Source organism: Thermus brevis (genome assembly GCF_026427635.1).
In the GTDB taxonomy this organism is placed as follows: domain Bacteria; phylum Deinococcota; class Deinococci; order Deinococcales; family Thermaceae; genus Thermus; species Thermus antranikianii.
Genome location: NZ_CP102606.1, coordinates 2,018,752 through 2,033,744, shown reverse-complemented (window position 1 = coordinate 2,033,744; position 14,993 = coordinate 2,018,752). Strand labels below are relative to the sequence as shown.

The following is a 14,993-nucleotide window of genomic DNA, read 5'->3' as shown; positions in this document are numbered from 1 at the left end:
AGGTATTTCCTGGAGCCTACTTCCCGTAAACCAGACTGGGCAACCAGGTGGCGAGCCCTGGGAAGAGCATAACCAGGATAAGGCCCGTGAGCTGGAGGAGGAGAAAGGGGATCGCTGCCCGGTAAATGGTGCCCATGGAGATCTGGGGTGCCACCCCCCTTACGTAGAAGAGGGCATACCCAAAGGGGGGTGAGAGGAAGGACATCTGCATGTTTACCAAGTAGAGGACCCCGAACCACAGTGGATCAAACCCTAGGCTCCGGATGATGGGTACGAAGACGGGAACGGCCAAGAGGAGTATCCCCACCCAATCCAGAAACATCCCCAAAATGATAAGGATGATCTGCATCACAATCAGGATTCCCCAAGGGGAGAGCCCGGTTCCTAAAAGGAGCTCGCTGACAAAGCGGTCCCCCCCTTGGGCCACGTAGAAGGCTACAAAGGCGTTGGCCCCGAAGATGATCCAAAGCACCATGGCGGTGGCCTTGGCGGTCTGCTCTAAGGCCAGCCGCAGGTTTTGCCAGGTGAGCTTGCGGTGTAGGGCGGCCACCAGCATGGCCCCGAAGGCGCCCACCGCCGCCGCCTCCGTGGGGGCGGCCAGGCCCAGGAAAATGGTCCCGAGCACCAGGAAGATGAGAAGGAGGGGGGCCCAGATGGCCCCGAGGGCTCGCCAGCGCTCCGCCCAGGTGGGCATTTCCTCCTTGGGAATCCTGGGGGCAGCCTGGGGATAGAGGAGCGCATAGACGACGGAGAAGAGCATGTACAGGCCCGAAAGGACCAACCCGGGGAGCACGGAGCCCAGGTAAAGCTCTCCCACGGACTGGTTGGCCACCAGGCCGTAGATGATGGCGAGGACACTGGGAGGGATGAGGATGCCGAGAGTGCCCCCTGCCATCACGGTGCCTGCGGCGAGCACGGGGCTATACCCCCGGCGGAGCATCGCCGGTAGGGCCACTAAGGCCATGGTTACCACTGCCGCGCCGATCACCCCCACCATGGCGGCGAGAACAGTGGAAGCGGCAACGGTGGCGACCGCCAAACCGCCCGGGACCCGCCCCAGCCACTTGTAGGCGACGTCAAAGATTTCCTCGATGAGCCCAGATTTTTCTAGCATGGAGGCCATGAAAATAAAGAGGGGGATGGCCGCTAGAAGGTACTGAGTCATGTTGTTCCACATGCGCTGGGGCACCAGGGCCAAGGCATCTGGGCTCCACAACCAGGCGATGAAGGTTACCGCAACGCCCCCAATCAGAAAGGCCAGGGGATAACCCGTGAAGAGGAGGAGGAAGAGGCTTCCGAACATCAACCAGGTGAGCGTCTCAATGGGCACGATCTTCCTCCTTTCCTAGAAGCACGAGAAGGTCCCGGATCGCGTTAGCTAGACCTTGTAGAAGCAGCAGGGCGGCACCCAGGGGGATAGCCAGCTTGAAGGGAAATATGGGGATGGCCTGGTTGGCCAGGGAAAACTCCCGGTTCTGCCAGGAAGCCAGGAAGAACTTCCAGCCATACACCACCAGGGTGCCAGCAAATAGCGTCAAAAAGACGAAGCCCAGGAGGTTGAACCAGGCCTGTCCCTTGCGGGAAAGGCGGCTATAGAAAACATCCACACCCACGTGGGCCTTTTCCTTTAGGGCATAAGCCCCGGCCAGCACATATAGGAGGCCAAAGAGGAGCGTGGACACCTCGTGGGCCCACTGGGTGGGGGCGTTGAAGAAGTACCGCCGCACCACTTCGGCGGTAAGGATGAGAACCGCTACCAAGGTAAGCCAGGCGACCGACCGCCCTGACCACAGGCTTAAGGCGTCGATGAGGTTGAGGAGGCGCAGCAGGTTTTGGATCACGGTGCAACCCTCGAGGCTAGAGGTTCAAGCCGCGGATATCCGCATCGGTGACGTACCCTAAGGCCTTCATGTACTCCAGCTGGCTAGCAAAGGCCTCCCGAGCGTACTTGTCCTGTTTGGCCCACTTGAACCAGATGGGGATGGCCACGCGGCGGAACTTGCGCACATCCACCGTGGACAGGCGAATAATCTGCACGCCTGCAGCTTTGTATTTGGGCCAGGTTTCCAGGTTTGCCTTCTGGATGCCAGCGTAGTGGATCCAGCTCCACTCGTGAACCGCTGCCTCAAAGCGCTCCTGAAGGTTCTTGGGCAGGGCGCGCCAGCGGTTGATGTTGATGGTGATATCCGCCAGGTCCACGGGCTGGTGGATGCAAGGCGTTTCGGGTGGGCCCATGATGATGTACTTGGTGACCTGGTGGAAACCCAGGTTGTAGTTCACCGCCGGGCCCACAAAGTCGGCCGCATCGATGACCCCGCGCTCCAAGGCGGGATACACCTCGCCACCCGGCAGGAGCACCGTGGCAGCCCCGGCAGCGGCGAAGATCTCGGCGATCATGCCCCCGGGCACCCTCAGCTTCACTCCCTTGAAGTCCTCGAAGCTCTTGATGGGCTTCTTGGAATGAATGAGGTTATAGTCATGCTGGACCGGGCCCACAAAGAAAAGCCCCTGTTCCTCGTAGGCCTTGCGGGCCAACGCTAGGCCACCCAGGGCGTAGTACCAGGTTTCCCACTGGTCAGGCCGATCCAGGCCCAGGGGGTAGGAGGAAAGGAAGGCGGTTACGGGCATCCTCCCTGCCCAGTAAAGGGTAAAGGGATGCATGCCGTCCAAGACCCCGGTCTTGACGGCGTCGAACATGTCAAAGGTGCCCACCACTGCCCCGGCAGGGAAGGTTTGGATTTCTATTTGGCCGTCGGTGAGCTCCTTGACCCGCTCGGCGAACTTCTGGAACAGGCTATAGCCCACGGTCCCTGCGTCCCAGGCCGACTGGATGCGCCAGCGGAACCTGGGGGCCTGGGCGACGGCCAGAGGGCTAAACACCGAGCTCGCCGCAACGCCGGTGGCCAGCTTGCGAATAAAGTTCCTCCGGTTCTCCTTCATGGTTCCCCTCCGGGATAGGGCGATATAAGCACCTCTAGGAGCAGCGCGGTAGGTTGGTGACGGACTTATAGAAACACGAGTGGCCTTATTTGTCAAGCCTCGGCATGATTATTCACAAAGTGAAATATTGAGGGTCCCTACTGAGAGCCAGCGTGAGAGGAAACCGCCCCACGCCGAAGAGCGTGGGGCGGGAGATGGCATGTGTGGGGGATTGACCCGGATCCTCAGGGCCGCATCCGGGTGTACATCCGGGGGAAGGGAATTGCCTCGCGCACGTGGGCGAGGCCGCAGATCCAGGCCACGGTGCGCTCCAGGCCCAATCCAAAACCCGAGTGGGGCACGCTGCCAAAGCGCCTCAGGTCCAGATACCAGTCGTAGACCGCCTCCGGGAGGCCGAACGCCTGGATTTTCCTGCGTAGAAGCTCCAGGTCGTGGATTCTCTGGCTACCCCCGATGATCTCCCCGTAGCCCTCGGGGGCCAGGAGGTCGTCGTTTAGGACCAGCTCCGGGTCCTCGGGGTCGGGTTCCATGTAAAAGGCCTTGATCCGGGCGGGGTAGCGCTCGATGAAGACCGGGCGGTCAAACTGGCGGCTGAGGGCGGCCTCATGGGGGGCACCGAAGTCCTCCCCGTAGGGTAGGGGTGGCACCTCGAGGTCCTTCTCCGCAAGCCGGTTCACCAGGGCCACCGCCTCCCGGTAGGTGAGCCGGGGGTAGTTGCCTTCCGCGGCGGGCTCGAGGGCTTTGGGATCCCGCTCCAGCATCTCCAGCTCCCTGGCCCTTCGCGTGAGAACCCGGCCCACCAGGTAGCTCACCAACTCCTCCTGCAGGGCCATGTTTTCCTCGTGGGTCATGAAGGCCACCTCGGGCTCGATCATCCAGAACTCCAGGAGGTGGCGGCGGGTTTTGCTCCTTTCCGCCCGGAAGGTGGGGCCGAAGGTGTAGACCTTGCCGAAGGCCAAGGCCCCGGCTTCGGCGTAAAGCTGGCCCGACTGGGAGAGGTAGGCCTTTTCCCCGTCAAAGAGGTCCACCTCGAAGAGGTCGGTGGTGCCCTCCACGGCGCTCGGGGTGAGGATGGGGGCGTCAAAGCGCAGGAAACCCCGCTCGGCGAAGAAATCGTGGACGGCCCTTTCCAGCTCGTCCCGGATGCGCATCACCGCGAAGGGACGGCGGTGGCGGAGCCACAGGTGGCGGTGGTCCATGAGGAAGTCGATGCCGTGCTCCTTAGGACCGATGGGATACTCCCCGTGGGGAAGGCTCACCACCTCGAGGTTCCGCACCGAAAGCTCAAAGCCCCCGGGGGCCCTCTCGTCCCGCCGCACTAGGCCATGGACCTTGAGGGCGGTTTCCTGGGGCAGGTGATCCGCTTGCTCAAAGATTTCCTCCGGTACCTCCCCTTTGAAGAGGGTGGCCTGCAGGAACCCCGTGCCGTCCCGGAGGATGAGGAAGTGGATCTTGCCCTTGGAGCGTCTTTGGTAGAGCCAGCCCCTTAGCTCCACCTCCTGGCCCTCGTATTTGGCGATCTCATCAATAAAGACCCGCATACCCTTCTATCCTAAGGGGCCTCGAGGTGTTTACCTGGCATTTACCTCTGTTCCCTACCCTGGGCATGGGAGGTGAAGGTATGAGCAAGCAGTGGCTGGTTGGGTTGTTGGCGGTGGCCTTCGGTGTCTGGGGTCTTGCTCAGCAGGAGCAGGGGGTTTGGGCGGAGGTCTATGCTCAGGGCCGGCTGGTGGCCCAAGGGGAGTTGGGTCAGGCTGCTTCTTCTTCTCAGCTCAAGGCTCAAGGAGAGGTGAAGCTCCACCTGGAGGGAAGGGTTTACGCCTTTACCCTGGCCCAGATGGGCAAGACCTTGGGGGAAACGAAGGTTTGGCTTAACGGACAGGCAACGGCTTTGGCCCAAGTGGCCACGGAGCTTCGCATGGCCCTGGAGGGCAAGAAGGAGCTGGCCGTCTTCTGGAAGGAGGGCCGGGTGGTGGGCCTGGTGGAGGTGAACCCCAACGCTCGGGTGTCCGCCGAGGGGGCAACCCAGGTGACCCTGATCCTGAACGGCCAGGAGCGAACCCTGCAGGTCCACCATGCGGGGAGCACCTTGGTGGACGTGAGCGTCAGCGTGGAGGGACAGGTTCGCGGCCTGTTGGAGGTGGCCCGGGGAAGCCAGGCGAAGGAAGGCTCACAGGGCCAAGGTTCCAGTGGGACGGAGGGTAGCGGCCAAGGAGGGGTGAATCTCAGGATCGGGATTGGGATCGGCGGGGGAAGGTAGAAGGACGTTTCCCCGGCCCCCCTTGACCTCGAGGGGGGCCGGGCCTTGGAATGGGGAAGGCGTGCGCATCCTGGTGGTGGAGGACGAACCGGACATCGCCGAGCCCGTGACACTTCTTTTGTCCCGGGAAGGGTATGAGGCAACCTGGGCTCCCGACCTGGATTCGGCGTGGGAGGAGTTTTTGGCTGCCGAACCCGCTTTGCTGGTTTTGGACGTGATGTTGCCCGAGGGGGAGGATGCGGGGTTTACCTTTGCCCGTCAGGTGCGGGAGGGAGGGTATTCCGGCTCCATCCTCTTTCTCACGGCCCGGGATTCCCTGGAGGACCGGGTAGCTGGGCTAAACCTCGGAGGGGATGACTACCTGGTCAAGCCCTTCGCCCTGGAAGAGCTTCTCGCCCGGGTTCGGGCCCTTCTCCGCCGGGGAGCCCAGCACAAGGGGGACCGCTTTCGGCGGGGGGATCTCGCGGTGGATCTGGTGGCGCGGAAGGCGTACTGGAAGGGAGAGGAGATCGGCCTGACCCTCAAGGAGTTTGCCTTGCTAGAGATCCTGTGCCTAAACCCCGATCGCCTTTTCACCCCCGAGGAGCTGGCCGATCGCTTGTTCCCGGGCCGGGATACGGCGGTAAGAATGGTGCGGATCTACATTCACCGCCTAAGGCAAAAGCTCGCCCCAGAAGTGGTGCGCACGGGGGCAGGAGGGTATGGCCTGGGGCTTCCGGAATAGGCTGCTCCTCGGGGTGGGGGTAGCGGTGGGGATTTCCGCCCTGGCCCAGCTGGGCCTGGGGTACTGGGTTTTGTTGCGCGCCGCTGAGGCAACGGTCCAAAGGGAGCTTCTGGTCTTTGCCCAAAGCCTTTATCAGGCTCTGGATTTTACCGGGCCCCTGCCCGCCCTTAAGCCGGAGGGTTACAGCCTCCTCCTCCCCTTCTCCAAGGGCAGGGCGCGGGTAACGAGGGAGGGGCGGATCTACCTCAGCTACGGCGGTCCCTTTCCGGTTCCTTCCCCCTTAGGGGAGCACCGAGCGGAAAGGGGCTGGATGAGCCAAGCCTGGGCCTTGCCCCAAGGGTACGCCCTCGAGGTGGCCCTGCCTGCCCCCAGTTTGGGGTATGCCCTGGGTGCAAGCCTTTTGGCCTTCCCCTTGGCCCTGGCCTTGGCCTTGGGGATCACCTTCCTGCTTCTCAAGGGTCTCCTTCGCCCTCTTGGGGAGTTGGCCCGGGCCACGGAGGCCCTTTCCCAGGAGCGTTTTCCCGAACCCGTTCCGGTTCCCACGGGGGAGGACGAGCTTGCCACCCTGGCCAGGAGCTTCAATCGCATGGTGGAGGCGGTGAGGGCTTTTTTGGAGAGGGAGCGCACCTTTACCCGGCATGCGGCCCATGAGTTACGGACGCCGGTGGCGGCTTTGCGTAGCCAACTGGAGGCCTTGGAGCGGGGTCTGGTATCGCAGGAGCAGGCCCTTCCCCGCTTGAAGGCGCAGGTTTCCCGCCTCGAGGGCCTGCTGAGGGACCTGCTGGCCTTGGCGCGGGGCGAGATGACCCGGGAGCGGGTGGGGTTGAAGGCTTTGTTGGAGGAACTGGGGCGGGAATGGCCGGGTTTGGTTTTGAAGCTGGAGACGGAAGGGCAGGTGTGGGGACCTCCCGATCTTCTGCGCCAGGTGGTGGCGAACCTTTTGACAAATGCTTTTCGGCACGGCAGTCCCCCTGTGGAGGTGGGGTTAAGGGAGGAAGGGGAATGGTTGGTCCTTAGCGTGCGCGACCATGGCCCAGGAGTTCCCGAGGCCCGGATACCTGCGCTCGGTAGCCCCTTTCACAAGGGACCCTCTTCTTCCGGTTCGGGCCTAGGCTTGGCCTTGGTGCGCCACACCGTGGAGCGGTTGGGGGGAAGGGTCCAGTGGGGAAACGCCCACCCCGGTTGGCAGGTGGTCCTATGGTTGCCCAAGGAGGTTCCATAAAGCGCTGGATGGCGGTGCTGGGGCTTTTGCTCCTGGGGTGGGGGTTGGCCCTGGAGTTACCCCCCTTGCCCCTTCCGCCCGTGCCTCTCCCCAAGCCTCCCGTCCTGCCCCCCCCGGTTACCCCATCCCCTTCCGACCAGGGCCTGCAGCGCTTCTACGGTCAGGTCACCCTCAGCGATGGGCAGGCGCTCTTGGTGGGTGGCGTTCCCCTCCTTGGTTCCTCCCCCTGGATGGCCCTTCTGGTTCCCGGGATGGCGGTGGAGGTGGAGGGAAGTTGGGAGGGAGCGGGGTTTCGCCTCCGGGAGTTACGCATTGTGGCCCCGGCGCGCTTCTCGTATTACCGGGGCCCGGGGGCCGTGGTGGGCCAAGGGGGCTACCGGGCCTTGGAGCTTTGGACGGTGGAGGAAGGGAACAGCGTGCGGACCCTGGCCCTAAGAACTGCTCCAGAAGGAGTCAGCGTTTACCTGGTGGCGTACTGGGATGGACAGCGCTTCTTGGCTCTGCCCCTGGGGCTCAGGCCCCCTGCCCCCAGCTTGGCTCCAGGCTGGGTGGAAGGGACAGGCGTTTATCGGGATGGGCGGGTGGTATGGGCGCGGTTTAAGCCATTCCCTTAAGGCGTTTGACTGGGCAATAGGCTGGCAAGAGCCTCCGCCAGGCCGCATGCCTCCACGGGAGCCACCACCCGTTGGGCCACCTTCTTGACCTGGGGCGAAGCGTTCCCCATGGCGATGCCTAGACCCGCTCCTTGGATGAGTTCCAGGTCGTTTTCCCCATCCCCCACCATGGCGCATTGGGCCAGGGTCAGGCCGTAGCTTTCCGCCACAAAGCGGGCGGCCGAGAGCTTGCTCACCCCCCGCTTGGTCAGGGAGACGAAGCGCACCCCGGGCATCCTGGGGCTTTCCGCCACGTGGGCCTGGAGTTCCTGGGGCAAGGGGTCCATGAGGGCGCCCAGGGGAGCTTGGGCCTCGGCCAGCACCTGGAGGCGGACCAAAGGGGTAGGAAGCCTTAGCAGGTCCGCTTCCTCGGCCACCACGCCCAGGAGTTCCTGGTGGGCCTTTAGGAGGGGACTATCCCCCTCTATGAAGAAGCCCCCGTCGGCGGTGTAGCCCTCGAGGGGAAGCCCGAGCCTGCGGGCCAGGCGGATGGCTTCCCGGGCCGCCTCCTGGGGCAGGGCTTCCACCAGGAGGGGGTGGGCGGGAGGGGAGTGGGGATCACGGGAAAACGCCAGGACCACCGCCCCCGACTCGAACACGTGGAGGCCCATGGGGTCCAGCCTGCGGGCGTAGGCCAGGGCGTGCCCCCGGCCCGGCCGGCCGGTGATGAGGCTTAGGCGGATGCCCTTGGCCCTTAAGGCCTCCACCGCTGGCCACACGCATTCGGGCACCCCCTCCTTGCCCACCAGGGTGCCGTCCACGTCCACGAAGACCAGCCGCACCATCAAACTTCCCCAGCGGATACCTGGACCGCCTCCCCCCCGATCTGCACCCCGTAGGGCTGGCCCGTGGGGCTGTACTCCACCACCACCTCCACCACCCCCGGGTTGCCCAGGCGGTGGCCCTGGTAGATGGTGAGGGCTACCCGGCCTTCCCGCCTGGGCACCACCCCTGCCCGGGCCAGGAGGGCGCCCAGGGCAGCGTTGGCGGAGCCCGTCACCGGGTCTTCAGGAATGCCCAGGATGGGGGCAAAGTCCCGGGCGTAGAAGCTCCTCGGGCCCATGGGGGCGTAGGCATGGACGGTGGCCACCTCCAGCTGGTGGGAAAGTTCGGCCAGGGTCTTCATCTCTGGCTCCAGGGCATCCACCACCCCGGGGGCGATAAGGGGGACGAAGAGGCTCCAAAGCCCGGTGTAGGCGATGCCGTAAGGCAGGCCGCGGTGCAGGTAACGTTCGTCTGAGCCCAAGGCCTCGAGGACCTCCTTGAGCACCTGGTAAGGGGGAAGATCCCGGAACCTCGGGGCAGGACCCCTCACCAGGGCCTTGCGGGGTTCTCCGGCCTCGTACAGGATCTCCACCGGCAGGGCCTCCGTGGGGGTGTGCAGGAAAAGCCGCCTGCTGCCCTCGGGAGCTAGGCCCAGGCGCACCAGGATAAGGCCTAGGGCTACGGCGGCATGGCCGGAGAACTCCACCTCTCCCGACGGGGTGAAGAAGCGCACGGCGAACAGGGTCTCTTGCCTTTCCGTTACGAAGGCGGTTTCCGGTTCGCCTAGGTGCCGGGCTAGGTTTCGCATCTCCTCGAGGTTCATGCCCCGGGCGTCCAGCACTATGGCCACCCGGTTCCCGGCCCCCGGGGTGGAGGCGAAGGCGTCCACGATCACGTAGGGAATCCTAGCCATGGGCGATCACCATGAGGCCGAGTTCCCGTAGCTGTTCCTCGGACACCGGGCTTGGGGCCCCAGTGAGGGGGTCTTTGCCCTCCTTGTTCTTGGGGAAGGCGATGACCTCGCGGATGGAGGGGCTGGCCGTCATAAGGGCCAGGAGGCGGTCCAGGCCCCAGGCGATGCCGCCGTGGGGTGGGGCCCCGTAGGTGAGGGCCTCGAGGAAGAAGCCAAACTTTTCCCGCTGCTCCTCCTCCCCGATGCCCAGGACCTGGAACATCCTGGCTTGAAGAGCGGGGTCGTGGATGCGGATGGACCCGCCTCCCACCTCGGTGCCGTTCAGCACCAGGTCGTAGGCCAAGGCCCGCACCCTCCCAGGATCGGTATCCAAGAGGGGTAGGTCCCCGGGATGAGGGCTGGTAAAGGGATGGTGCATGTAGGTGTACTGGCCCCTTTCCTCGTCCCACTCCAGAAGGGGGAAGTCCACCACCCAGAGGAACCGGAAGCCCTCCCGGGGAAGGCCTAAGACCTCCGCCAGCTTAAGACGCACCTGCCCCAAGGCGGTGGCCGCCACCTTGGCGGTTCCCGCCACGAAGAGAAGGGTGTCCCCCGGAGTGGCTTCCGTGGCCTCCAGGAGGCTTTGCCGCACGGGCTCCAGAAACCTGGCGACCCCGCCTGTGAATCCTCCCTCCTCCACCCGGGCAAAGGCCAGGCCCTTGGCCCCGTGGCGTTTGGCCAGCTCCTCCAGGTCGGCGATCTCCTTGCGGGAAAGGGCCTTGGGCACCGCCAGGGCCTTTATCCTTTCCGCTTCCCGGAAAACCTGAAACTCGCTTTCCCGGAAGAGGTGCCCCACCTCCTTGAGCTCGAGGCCGAAGCGGGTGTCGGGTTTGTCCGAGCCGAAGCGCTCCATGGCCTCCTGGTAGGTGAGGCGGGGGAAGGGGAGGGGAAGCTCCACGCCCAGGGCTTCCCGGAACACGTGGGCCATGAGCCTTTCGTTAACCTCCAGGATATCCTCCACCTCCACGAAGCTCATCTCCAGGTCCATCTGGGTGAAGTCGGGCTGGCGGTCGGCCCGGAGGTCTTCGTCGCGGAAGCAGCGGGCGATCTGGAAGTAGCGGTCAAAACCCGCCACCATGAGCATTTGCTTGAAAAGCTGGGGCGACTGGGGGAGGGCGTAGAAAAGGCCGGGCTGCTGGCGGTAGGGCACCAGGAAATCCCGGGCCCCTTCCGGGGTGCTTTTGGTCAGGAAGGGGGTTTCCACCTGGATGAAGCCCTCCCGGTCCAGGAAGTCCCAGATGGCCTTGATGACCCGATGGCGGAGGCGCAGGTTTTCCTGCATCCTCCTCCGGCGCAGGTCAAGGTAGCGGTACCTGAGCCTGAGCTCTTCGGAAACCTCCTTTTCCTCCTCTCCCCGCCAGCCGGCGTCCACGGGGAAGGGGGGTGTTTTGGCCTCGGAGAGGACCTCGAGGGAGGTAAGGGCCACCTCCACCGCTCCGGTGGGCAGGCGGGGGTTGGGCTCCGGGCGTAGGCGCACGGTGCCCCTGGCCCGCACCACCCACTCCGAGCGGACGCGTTCCGCTTCCTTGTAGGCAGGGCTTTCCGGGTGGGCCACCAGCTGGACCAAACCCTCGCGGTCCCGGAGGTCCAGGAAGATGAGCCCCCCCAGGTCCCGGCGGCGGTTTATCCACCCCTCGAGGACCACCTCCTCCCCCACGTGTTCTTCCCTTAGGCTTCCGGCGAAGTGGGTACGGCGCATAATCCCCCAAATCTTAACGGATTCTCACGCCAGGGCGGAAAGAAGGAAGCCCAACGCTTCCGTCTGGGGTAAGCGAACCTGCTCCCCCGTGGAAAGCCGCTTCAGGGTGATCTCCCCCGCTTTGAGCTCGTCCTCTCCCAGAAAGCCGGCGAAGGTGGCACCTCGTTTCAAGGCTTCCTCCACGCCTTTGCCCGGCTTCTTGGGAGTAAGGGCGTATTCCACCCGCAGGCGGGGCCTTAGCCTCTCCGCCAGGTAAAAGGCCTCGGCCACCGCACCCTCCGTGAGGGGGATGAGGTAGAGGTCCGGGCCTCTTTCCTCGGAAAGCCCGAATCCCTCCGCCTCGAGGGCCAGGGCCACCCTCTCCACCCCGAAGGCGAAACCCACCCCGGGTACCCGCGGCCCCCCCAGGAGCTCGGAAAGCCCGTCGTACCTTCCCCCACCCCCCAGGGCGCTCTGCGCCCCGATCTCCGCATGGTGCACCTCGAAGGCGGTACGCACGTAGTAGTCCAGGCCCCGCACCAGGGTGGGGTCCAGTTCGTAGGGCACGGAAAGCCTTTCCAGATGGCGTTCCACCGCCTTCAGATGGGCCTTCGCTTCCTCCCCCAGGAAGTCCAGCATGGGCCGGATGCTGAGCTCCTTGAGGAGGGCCTGGTCTTGCTCGCTCTTGGAGTCCAGGATGCGCATGGGGTTGAGCTCCAGGCGCTCCTGGGAATCCTGGGAGAGGGCCTCCCGGTGGGGGGAGAGGACCTCCCGTAGATAGGCGTTGTAGCGGGCCCGGTCCTCGGGGTCCCCCACGGAGGAGAGCTTGACGGTGAGGCGCCTCAGGCCGAGCTCCTTAAGGCTTTCATACAGGAGCACCACGGCCTCCGCATCCAGGATGGGGCTTTCCGAGCCCAGGGCCTCGTAGTTCACCTGGTGGAACTGGCGGTAGCGCCCCTTCTGGGGGCGCTCCGCCCGGAACATGGGCCCCGCCATCCAGAGCCTCACGGGCTGGGGCCAGACCTTCATCCCGTGTTCCAGATAGGCCCGCACCATAGCGGCGGTGCCCTCGGGGCGCAGGGTGAGGGAACGCCCACCCCGGTCCTGGAAGGTGAACATCTCCTTCCTGACGATGTCGGTGGAGATCCCCACCCCCTTCTCGAAGACCTGGGTTTCCTCAAACACCGGGGTGATGAGTTCCAGGGCCCCCGCCGCCTCCAGCACCCGGCGGGCGGTGGCCACGATGTGCTGGTGGAGCCTTAGCTCTTTGCCGAAAAGGTCCTTGGTGCCGCGCACGGCCATACCCCTTCACTTTACCCGAGGGCGAAGGCTATACTGCAGCCATGCCCTCGAGGGGTTCCGTACGGGGGTTTCTGGTATTCCTCTACCTCCTCCTCACCCTCACCGCCTCCACCGGGGTGGCCCTGCAGATGTACCTCATGCAGGTGCAGAACCCTGGCCTCCGGACGGATCTCTGCCAGGCCCCTGGGGAGGAGAGGGAGGTGGACCACTCCCTCTTCTGTGGCCTGCAGGTCTCTCCAGGTCTACCCCCCATAGGGGAGGTGGCGCCTCCTAACCTGGTGCGGGTGCTGCGGGCCAGAGTCGCCCCCGTGCCCGGCTATCCGGAACCCCAGGGAAGGGCTTTTTCTCCCCGCTCCCCTCCTTTTGCCCTGAAGATTGCCGCTTGAGTTAGGCGAAGGCTCCTTGGGCGAAAGGAGGGTAGAATCTTGGAAGCAGTGGTGTACACGGAAAATTTGCAGCTTTACGCCCTGGTGCACGGGGCGCTTGGCCCAGCGGGTTGGAAGGTGTACTGGAAGGAAGGCCACGGTCTGGCCCTGGCGGGGCTGGACCAGATGGAAAAGGGCGAGGTGCTTCTTTGGGCCACCCCTTGGGGGCTTAGGGCCTATGACCCTGTGGGCATGATCTTTCTCACCCGTCGGGACGATCCCAGGACCTTGGTTTCGGGCCTTGGGGGACGGGTGGGCCTACGGCTCCTTCCGGGGGAAAAGGCCGTGTTGTGGGCGGTGGGAAACGGAGTTCCCCCGAGGGTGGGGGCCTTGGCCCGGGCCCTGGGGTTTTCCCGGGACCGGGCCCGCTTTTTCCTGAAGGGAGTCATCAACAAGTTTGGCCTGGGGGAGGAGGGGTTAGCCCACCTGGCCCGGCATCAGGTGAAGGTAGTGGGGCTTAAGGACCACCTGGAGCCTTTGCCCGGGGTGCAGGTTCAACCGGGCTTGGACGTGCCTGGGGAGCAGGATCTGCAGGCGGATGGATCCCTGGAACACACCCCGGTAGGCGAGGCCTTCCGGATGGAGGCTTACCAGCACGCCCTCTAGGATGTTTTCCGGGGGTGGGGGCCGGTCCTGGCGCACCACGATGACCTCCTCGGCCCGGATGCCCACCCAGGCGGTGTCCCCGGGCCGGGCCCAGGGGGGGAGGAAAAGGCGGAGATGGACCCCGTTGACCTCCACGCCCCCGGGTCCTATGCGGGCCGGGAATAGGTTTTCGTAGCCCAGCAGCCTGGCCACCAGGAGCTGGCTTGGGGCGGAGTACACTTCCTCGGGTGGGCCTTCTTGCAGGATGGTTCCTGACCCCATCACCACAAGCCAGTCGGCCATGCGGGCCAGGATGGGGTCGTGGCTCACCGCCAGGGTGGGGATGCCTTCCCGGCGGATGAGTTCCACCAGCTCCCCCAGAACCTGGTCCTTGGTGAGGGGATCCAGGGCGCTGGTGGGCTCGTCCAGAAGGAGAATCTGCGGGTTCCTGGCCAAAGCCCGGGCGAGGGCTACCCGTTGCTTCTGGCCGCCGGAAAGCTGGCTCGGGCGTTTGTGGGTGTGCTCCTCGAGGCCAACCCGCTCCAGGAGGGCCAGGGCCCTAGCCTTCCGGTTTCCTCCCGCCAGGGGAAAGGCCACGTTCTCCCAAGCGGTCATGTGGGGGAAGAGGGCCAGGTCCTGGGGCAGGTAACCCACGGGCCGTCTTTCGGGGGGAAGGCCCCCATAGGGCCTGCCCTCGGCGGGCACCAGGCCTGCCAGGGCCTTGAGAAGCGTGGTCTTGCCTACGCCGCTTTCCCCGAGGAGCACGGTGAAGCCCTGGATGTGGAACCGGGCCTCGAGGAGGATGGGTTTTCTTATGCGGTAGTGGACTTCCATGCCCGCCCCTTAGCTTCCAACAGCCGTACCAGCACCAGGAGGACCAGGCTGAGGCCCAGGAGGACCAAGGAGGCCCGGGCCGCTTCCTCAAAGCGCAGGGCCTGTACCAGATCGTAGATGTAGATGCTCACCATCTGGGTTTTCCCGGGGATGGAACCACCCACCATGAGAACCACCCCGAACTCCCCCAGGGTGTGGGCGAACGCCAGAAGGGTGCCGGAGAGAAGCCCAGGCCACACGAGAGGGAACACCACCTCGCTCCAGACCTTCCACCAGGGGCTTCCCAAGGTGCGGGCTACGTCCAGAAGATTGCGGTCCAAGGCCAGAAAAGCCTCCCGGTAGGCGGTGAGGGCAAAGGGCAGGCTGAAAAGGACGCTGGCGAAGACCAGGCCTTCAAAGCGGAAGGCCCAGGAGAGGCCGGTGATTCGGAGCCAGGGTCCCTCGGGACCCAGAAAGAGTAGGACATAAAAGCCCAGCACCGTGGGGGGCAGGACCAGGGGTAGGAGGAAGATGGCCTCCAGGATGGATTTGCCTGGGAAGCGGCGAAAGGCCAGAAGCCAGGCCAGGGGAACGCCCACGAGGAGGAGGAGGAAGGAGGCGAGAAGGGCCACCTCTAAGGAAAGGCGAAGGGCAATCCAGAAGGAGGGGTCCAT

15 protein-coding genes are annotated in these 14,993 nt (G+C 64.7%); 5 read left to right on the top strand and 10 right to left on the bottom strand.

The annotated features are described in order from the left end of the window. Positions 1–16 precede the first annotated feature (16 nt). The 4 genes from KQ693_RS11000 to asnS form a co-directional block, all read right to left on the bottom strand. The gene (locus tag KQ693_RS11000; RefSeq protein WP_267261296.1) at positions 17–1,330 is read right to left on the bottom strand and encodes a TRAP transporter large permease; all 1,314 of its coding nucleotides are present in this window, start codon (positions 1,328–1,330) and stop codon (positions 17–19) included. Further along, positions 1,320–1,838 (bottom strand): TRAP transporter small permease subunit, encoded by a 519-nt coding sequence (locus KQ693_RS10995; protein WP_323808522.1) that lies wholly within the window; start codon positions 1,836–1,838, stop codon positions 1,320–1,322. The genes KQ693_RS11000 and KQ693_RS10995 overlap by 11 nt, the downstream gene beginning before the upstream one ends. A gap of 19 nt (positions 1,839–1,857) precedes the next feature. Then, positions 1,858–2,940 (bottom strand): TRAP transporter substrate-binding protein DctP, encoded by a 1,083-nt coding sequence (gene dctP / locus KQ693_RS10990; RefSeq protein WP_267261294.1) that lies wholly within the window; start codon positions 2,938–2,940, stop codon positions 1,858–1,860. A 224-nt stretch (positions 2,941–3,164) separates the two neighbouring features. Beyond that, positions 3,165–4,481, bottom strand: coding sequence for an asparagine--tRNA ligase (gene asnS, locus KQ693_RS10985; protein ID WP_267261293.1), 1,317 nt, complete (start codon positions 4,479–4,481; stop codon positions 3,165–3,167). Between the two features lie 80 nt (positions 4,482–4,561). Here asnS and KQ693_RS10980 point away from each other — a divergent pair, with 80 nt between their 5' ends. From KQ693_RS10980 to KQ693_RS10965, 4 genes are all read left to right on the top strand, one after another. Next, on the top strand, positions 4,562–5,200 hold the full coding sequence (locus tag KQ693_RS10980) for a hypothetical protein (RefSeq protein ID WP_267261292.1): 639 nt from the start codon (positions 4,562–4,564) through the stop codon (positions 5,198–5,200). 61 nt (positions 5,201–5,261) lie between these two features. After that, positions 5,262–5,924: a response regulator transcription factor gene (locus tag KQ693_RS10975; protein ID WP_267261291.1), complete on the top strand. Its 663-nt coding sequence runs from the start codon at positions 5,262–5,264 to the stop codon at positions 5,922–5,924. Continuing rightward, the gene (locus tag KQ693_RS10970) at positions 5,902–7,146 is read left to right on the top strand and encodes a sensor histidine kinase (protein ID WP_267261290.1); all 1,245 of its coding nucleotides are present in this window, start codon (positions 5,902–5,904) and stop codon (positions 7,144–7,146) included. Before KQ693_RS10975 ends, KQ693_RS10970 begins: the two co-directional genes overlap by 23 nt. After that, positions 7,122–7,760, top strand: a complete 639-nt coding sequence (locus KQ693_RS10965) for a hypothetical protein (RefSeq protein WP_267261289.1) — start codon at positions 7,122–7,124, stop codon at positions 7,758–7,760. The genes KQ693_RS10970 and KQ693_RS10965 overlap by 25 nt, the downstream gene beginning before the upstream one ends. On the opposite strand, the gene KQ693_RS10960 is transcribed toward KQ693_RS10965, so the two are convergent. From KQ693_RS10960 to hisS, 4 genes are read right to left on the bottom strand one after another with little or no spacing between them, the layout of a single operon-like run. Beyond that, a complete protein-coding gene (locus KQ693_RS10960) occupies positions 7,757–8,584 on the bottom strand; it encodes an HAD family hydrolase (RefSeq protein WP_267261288.1) in 828 nt (275 codons plus the stop codon). The genes KQ693_RS10965 and KQ693_RS10960 overlap by 4 nt on opposite strands. Continuing rightward, on the bottom strand, positions 8,584–9,477 hold the full coding sequence (locus KQ693_RS10955) for a PhzF family phenazine biosynthesis protein (protein WP_267261287.1): 894 nt from the start codon (positions 9,475–9,477) through the stop codon (positions 8,584–8,586). Before KQ693_RS10955 ends, KQ693_RS10960 begins: the two co-directional genes overlap by 1 nt. After that, on the bottom strand, positions 9,470–11,215 hold the full coding sequence (gene aspS / locus KQ693_RS10950) for an aspartate--tRNA ligase (RefSeq protein ID WP_267261286.1): 1,746 nt from the start codon (positions 11,213–11,215) through the stop codon (positions 9,470–9,472). Before aspS ends, KQ693_RS10955 begins: the two co-directional genes overlap by 8 nt. A gap of 24 nt (positions 11,216–11,239) precedes the next feature. After that, on the bottom strand, positions 11,240–12,496 hold the full coding sequence (hisS, locus tag KQ693_RS10945) for a histidine--tRNA ligase (protein ID WP_267261285.1): 1,257 nt from the start codon (positions 12,494–12,496) through the stop codon (positions 11,240–11,242). Between the two features lie 41 nt (positions 12,497–12,537). Between hisS and KQ693_RS10940 the strand changes: the two genes are divergently transcribed. After that, positions 12,538–12,882, top strand: coding sequence for a hypothetical protein (locus tag KQ693_RS10940; RefSeq protein ID WP_267261284.1), 345 nt, complete (start codon positions 12,538–12,540; stop codon positions 12,880–12,882). Positions 12,883–13,338: 456 nt separating this feature from the next. Here KQ693_RS10940 and KQ693_RS10935 read toward each other — a convergent pair whose 3' ends face one another. Together KQ693_RS10935 and modB are read right to left on the bottom strand one after the other, a co-directional pair. Continuing rightward, on the bottom strand, positions 13,339–14,340 hold the full coding sequence (locus KQ693_RS10935; protein ID WP_267261283.1) for an ABC transporter ATP-binding protein: 1,002 nt from the start codon (positions 14,338–14,340) through the stop codon (positions 13,339–13,341). Continuing rightward, positions 14,319–14,993, bottom strand: coding sequence for a molybdate ABC transporter permease subunit (gene modB / locus KQ693_RS10930; RefSeq protein ID WP_267261282.1), 675 nt, complete (start codon positions 14,991–14,993; stop codon positions 14,319–14,321). Before modB ends, KQ693_RS10935 begins: the two co-directional genes overlap by 22 nt.

What these genes read in the sequence shown, in the direction of transcription:
- dctP (WP_267261294.1), bottom strand. Translation starts at nt 2,940, where the DNA reads ATGAAGGAGAACCGGAGGAACTTTATTCGCAAGCTGGCCACCGGCGTT.
- asnS (WP_267261293.1), bottom strand. Translation starts at nt 4,481, where the DNA reads ATGCGGGTCTTTATTGATGAGATCGCCAAATACGAGGGCCAGGAGGTG.
- KQ693_RS10980 (WP_267261292.1), top strand. Translation starts at nt 4,562, where the DNA reads ATGAGCAAGCAGTGGCTGGTTGGGTTGTTGGCGGTGGCCTTCGGTGTC.
- KQ693_RS10970 (WP_267261290.1), top strand. Translation starts at nt 5,902, where the DNA reads ATGGCCTGGGGCTTCCGGAATAGGCTGCTCCTCGGGGTGGGGGTAGCG.
- KQ693_RS10965 (WP_267261289.1), top strand. Translation starts at nt 7,122, where the DNA reads ATGGTTGCCCAAGGAGGTTCCATAAAGCGCTGGATGGCGGTGCTGGGG.
- KQ693_RS10960 (WP_267261288.1), bottom strand. Translation starts at nt 8,584, where the DNA reads ATGGTGCGGCTGGTCTTCGTGGACGTGGACGGCACCCTGGTGGGCAAG.
- KQ693_RS10955 (WP_267261287.1), bottom strand. Translation starts at nt 9,477, where the DNA reads ATGGCTAGGATTCCCTACGTGATCGTGGACGCCTTCGCCTCCACCCCG.
- aspS (WP_267261286.1), bottom strand. Translation starts at nt 11,215, where the DNA reads ATGCGCCGTACCCACTTCGCCGGAAGCCTAAGGGAAGAACACGTGGGG.
- hisS (WP_267261285.1), bottom strand. Translation starts at nt 12,496, where the DNA reads ATGGCCGTGCGCGGCACCAAGGACCTTTTCGGCAAAGAGCTAAGGCTC.
- KQ693_RS10940 (WP_267261284.1), top strand. Translation starts at nt 12,538, where the DNA reads ATGCCCTCGAGGGGTTCCGTACGGGGGTTTCTGGTATTCCTCTACCTC.
- KQ693_RS10935 (WP_267261283.1), bottom strand. Translation starts at nt 14,340, where the DNA reads ATGGAAGTCCACTACCGCATAAGAAAACCCATCCTCCTCGAGGCCCGG.
- modB (WP_267261282.1), bottom strand. Translation starts at nt 14,993, where the DNA reads ATGGACCCCTCCTTCTGGATTGCCCTTCGCCTTTCCTTAGAGGTGGCC.